The organism is Bradyrhizobium sp. (genome assembly GCF_049581145.1).
Lineage (GTDB): Bacteria > Pseudomonadota > Alphaproteobacteria > Rhizobiales > Xanthobacteraceae > Bradyrhizobium.
The window spans coordinates 1-1835 of sequence record NZ_JBAURI010000308.1 but is presented as its reverse complement, the minus strand read 5'-3'; the positions used below and the strand labels follow the sequence as shown (position 1 = coordinate 1835).

At 65.6% G+C, this 1835-nt stretch carries 3 protein-coding genes; all 3 read right to left on the bottom strand.

Going from position 1 to position 1835, the window contains the following annotated elements; translation table 11 throughout:
- Window positions 1-658 (bottom strand): radical SAM protein (locus WCB02_RS10300; protein ID WP_423957979.1); only part of this gene is annotated, 658 nt, incomplete at its 3' end.
- A 3-nt stretch (window positions 659-661) separates the two neighbouring features.
- The gene (gene dapF, locus WCB02_RS10295; protein ID WP_423957978.1) at window positions 662-1528 is read right to left on the bottom strand and encodes a diaminopimelate epimerase; all 867 of its coding nucleotides are present in this window, start codon (window positions 1526-1528) and stop codon (window positions 662-664) included.
- 115 nt (window positions 1529-1643) lie between these two features.
- Window positions 1644-1835 (bottom strand): hypothetical protein (locus tag WCB02_RS10290; RefSeq protein ID WP_423957977.1); only part of this gene is annotated, 192 nt, incomplete at its 5' end.

Here is a 1835-nt window from a genome sequence, read left to right as displayed (position 1 = left end):
GCAAAATCTGTTTGGTCAACTGCCCGAGTTTCGGCGCACCCGGCAGGTCGGCGCCATAGCTCGTCAGGTCGACGCCGGTCAGCACGATCTCGGGATGACCGCGTTCAACGAGTGTCCGGACCTGCGCGACCGCCGCGCCCATCGGCACCGAGCGCGAATTGCCGCGGCCGAACGGAATGATGCAGAAGGTGCAGCGGTGATCGCAGCCGTTCTGCACCTGCACGAAGACGCGCGGCAGGCCGCGCTGAAAGCCCTCGACCAGATGCGGCGCCATCGCCTTGACCGCCATGATGTCGCTGACCGCGATCTTTTGCCCGGCGACGACGTCGATCTCGGATCGGAACGCGGCGCGCGCATCCAGCCAGGCCTGCGGCCGCATCTTGTCGTCATTGCCGAGGACGCGATCGACCTCGCGCATCTCGGCAAACATCGCGGCCTGGGTCTGCGCCGCACAGCCGGTGACGACGATGCGCGCAGTGGGACGCTCGCGCTTCAGCCGCCGGATCGACTGCCGCGCCTGCGCCACCGCCTCATTGGTGACGGCGCAGCTATTGACGACGATGGTGTCGGCGAGCCCGGCCGCTTTCGCTTCGCGGGCGATCACCTCCGATTCGAAGGCGTTGAGACGGCAACCGAAGTTGATGACATCGACGCTCATCGCTCAGGCGACGCTTGCAAACAGCGCCGGATCGAACCGGCCCTCGTATTCAAAGCTCGCCGGGCCCGTCATCAGCACGTGATCGTCGCGCTCGCGCCATTCGATCGAGAGCTCGCCGCCGGGCAGCATGATCCGCACAATGCGGTTGGCGCGCTTCAGCCGCGCGGCGGCGACCGCCGTGGCGCAGGCCGCCGAGCCACAGGCCCTGGTCAACCCCGCGCCGCGTTCCCAGGTACGGATCGTGATGTGATCGCGATCGATGATATGGGCGAGCGTGATATTGGCGCGCTCCGGGAAGATCGGATGATTTTCCAACAGCGGCCCAAAGCGGGCGAGATCGTGGGCCTCGACATCGTCGACCCAGAAGATCGCGTGCGGATTGCCCATGCTGACCACCGACGGCGAATGCAAGACCGGCGCGTCGATCGGCCCGATCTGCAGCTCGATATAGCGAGTGTCGCGGAACTCTTCGGCAAGCGGGATATCCTGCCAGCCGAATTTCGGCACGCCCATGTCGACCGTGTAGAGTTCGGGCGAGGGCCCCGGCCAGCAATTCAACAATCCTGCCGCGGTCTCGAAGGTGACGGCGCGGCCGCCGGTCGCCTCGAACAGCCGCTGCACCACGCAACGCATGCCGTTGCCGCAGGCGCCGGCTTCCGAACCGTCATTGTTGTAGATGCGGACAAAGGCCTCGGTGCCTGCGAGCCGGGGTGGCTGCAGCACCATCAGCTGGTCGTACGGCAACTGGGACGCCACCGCGCGGGCGTCCGCTGCCGTCACCGCGCCGGGCGCGTCGCGCAGATCGACCACGACGATCTCATTGCCGATGCCGTTCATTTTGGCGAAAGCATGGTTGGCCAGCGCGCTCATGAAAATATCCAATTTATGTCCGTCTTATATGGCCAAACGGGCCGAATTGGCCAGTGCGGCATTGCCCGCAGGGCAGATGACCGATCTGTTAGGGGACGAAGCCGCGGCTTGCGTGTTAGATAGCGACCCTTCGCCGATTGGCCGGGACATCCAACACGGCCTGGAGACCATCCATGAATTTACGCCATTTTTGCCTTGCCATGGCCGCGCTGGCCCCGGCCGCAGCCTTCAGTTTCAGCGTGGCGCAGGCGCAATCGCCCACGGCCGTGCCGTCACCTGTGCCTGCGGTCTCCGCGAGCCCAACGCC

Coding starts and splice junctions, on each gene's coding strand:
- dapF (WP_423957978.1), bottom strand. CDS start 1,528: ATGAGCGCGCTGGCCAACCATGCTTTCGCCAAAATGAACGGCATCGGC.